Genomic DNA, 2,276 nt, shown 5'->3' on the forward strand with positions numbered 1-2,276 from the left:
TCTTTACTTCTGAAAACTATTTTAAAAGTAAATCTTTAAAAGATTTTGTAGTAAGTAGCAAACAGAGCAAATATGGAGGAGTGCTGAAAGTTTCCGTCACCACTGATTATTTAGATGAATTAAGTAAAAATATTATAGTTATAATTCCAAACGAGACTTTAAAATCTATTGAAATATTTGAAAATAAAGACCTAAATAATTTCAAAAACTCCCTTAAGAAATCAAGCGATGATAAGGATATATTTTCTCAAGAATTACAAGATGAGCTTTCTAATATAGATGATGAATAGGATGTTATTTTGACGTCATTGCGAGGAAATTACGTAAGTAATTGTACGTACGCAATTTCAGGAGTTTGTTATTATTTCATGAGATTGCCACGCAGCCTACGGCTTGCTCGCAAGGCATTGTTGCGTGGGATCAATTTCACCCCTGTCATCCCGCGACTTGATCGCGGGATCCAGTTAAAAATACTAAAATTATTAGTATTTTTATTGTTTTTATGGACCCCGTAGTCAAGCCACGGGATGACAGGGGTGAAATTGATCCACGCAACAATGCCTGCTCGCAATGACGATTACCCAAACACCATAACCCTTCTTCATTAAACCAGCCTATTTCCTTTAAATTTTATAAATCACTCAATCGTAATATTAATTAATAAATATTAACCAATAGTAAATTTATTAACTAAAGAACCCTCAGCTATAAGCTGAGGGGTTATAAAGTGGAATCGATTAGAAATCGATCATCATTCACAGGTTCACCTTCCTGTTCATCAATATAGTGCTGTATCATTTCATCAGTTATATTACCTGAACTGACCGCCATATAGCCCCTAGCCCACAAATGATTGCCCCAAAATTGTTTTCTTAAATGAGCAAATTCTTGCAATAAAATTCTTGAGCTACTACCTTTTAAATACTGTACTAACTTGCTAAGAGATATTTGTGATTTATATGAGATAAACATATGCACGTGATCACATGATATTTTTCCTGAAATTATATATACTTCATGTTCCATACAAATCTGCCTTAGTAAATCTCTAGCCCTTTCCGCTACTTTGCCTATCAACACTCTCTTCCTATATTTTGGTATCCATATAAGATGTACTTTTAAATCCATACTGACTATGACTATTCTTTCTATAACTTCTCATGTTTCTTGATATAAATTCATTGCTAAAGCAATTTCATTATATCTTCCCTTCGCCTGAAGGCGAGGGATTTCTTTATCCCCGAAGGGGGACATTAAAATATGGTATTTATAGTATTAGAAAAAAGTTTATAGGTTATTGAAAAAACTTTAAGAGCAATAACCTATGATAATGGATTTTACAGAAATATTTTGTTACGTCGATGATTTTTTTCAAGAATTAGACAAGCATACAAATTCAATTACTAACCATAACAACAAATCTGGTCCTAAAAGTCGACTGAACAGAAGTGAGGTAATAACAATTATAATAGGCTACTGGCAGTCATCTTATGATTGTTTTAAGAATTATTATCTGAAGCAAATATGAATTCATCATCAAAGAGATTTTCAATTAGTAAGCTATAGTCAATTTATAAAAATAATAGGTCCACATTTACCACTATTAGTACTAATATTCAATTCTATTTTGGATCAGTGTGACGGACTCTCTTTTGTAGATTCAAGTAGTATAGAGGTATGTAAGAGATACCGTATTTCAATGAATAAAGTGTTCGCCGGCATAGCAGCAAGCAGTAAGACAACAAAAGGTTGGTTCTATGGACTTAAACTACATCTAATAATTAATAGAGCCGGTGGTATAGTTAAAGCATCTTTTAGCCCTGGCAATAAGGATGATAGAAAACAGCTGGAACTGATAATCAAAAATCTTTTTGGTAAAGTATTCGGAGATCGTGGTTATATTTCGCAACAATTATTTCTACAACTTTTAGAGCAAGGAATTTTTATGGTAACTAGGGTAAAGAAAAATATGAAAAATAAACTTATGTCTATGTTGGATAAAATATTATTGCTTAAAAAAGCATTAATAGAATCTGTGTTTAGTAAAATTAAACTATTGGGGGAAGTTTGAGCATTCAAGGCATAGATCAGTTACAAATGCCTTTGTGCATATGGTTGCAGCACTGATAAATTATCAAATGTCTGATAATAAACCTTCTATTACATCTCTCTTGATATGCTAAATCCTATGCTATATTAATTCGAAACTCGCGTTGTTTAAATATTAGTGGCTAAAGAAGTTATTATAACAGCATATGACAATATTTAATATAATA

2 protein-coding genes and 1 pseudogene are annotated in these 2,276 nt (G+C 31.9%); 2 read left to right on the plus strand and 1 reads right to left on the minus strand.

Going from position 1 to position 2,276, the window contains the following annotated elements:
* Positions 1–290: pseudogene (locus REIS_RS08840) on the plus strand (CvpA family protein); the annotation flags it as partial.
* A 430-nt stretch (positions 291–720) separates the two neighbouring features.
* Here REIS_RS08840 and tnpA read toward each other — a convergent pair.
* Positions 721–1,128, minus strand: coding sequence for an IS200/IS605 family transposase (gene tnpA / locus REIS_RS08845; protein WP_008581179.1), 408 nt, complete (start codon positions 1,126–1,128; stop codon positions 721–723).
* 400 nt (positions 1,129–1,528) lie between these two features.
* On the opposite strand from tnpA, the gene REIS_RS11430 reads away from it, so the two are divergent.
* The gene (locus REIS_RS11430) at positions 1,529–2,071 is read left to right on the plus strand and encodes an IS982 family transposase (RefSeq protein WP_160143005.1); all 543 of its coding nucleotides are present in this window, start codon (positions 1,529–1,531) and stop codon (positions 2,069–2,071) included.
* Positions 2,072–2,276 lie beyond the last annotated feature (205 nt).

The organism is Rickettsia endosymbiont of Ixodes scapularis (assembly GCF_000160735.1).
GTDB classification, from domain to species: domain Bacteria; phylum Pseudomonadota; class Alphaproteobacteria; order Rickettsiales; family Rickettsiaceae; genus Rickettsia; species Rickettsia tamurae.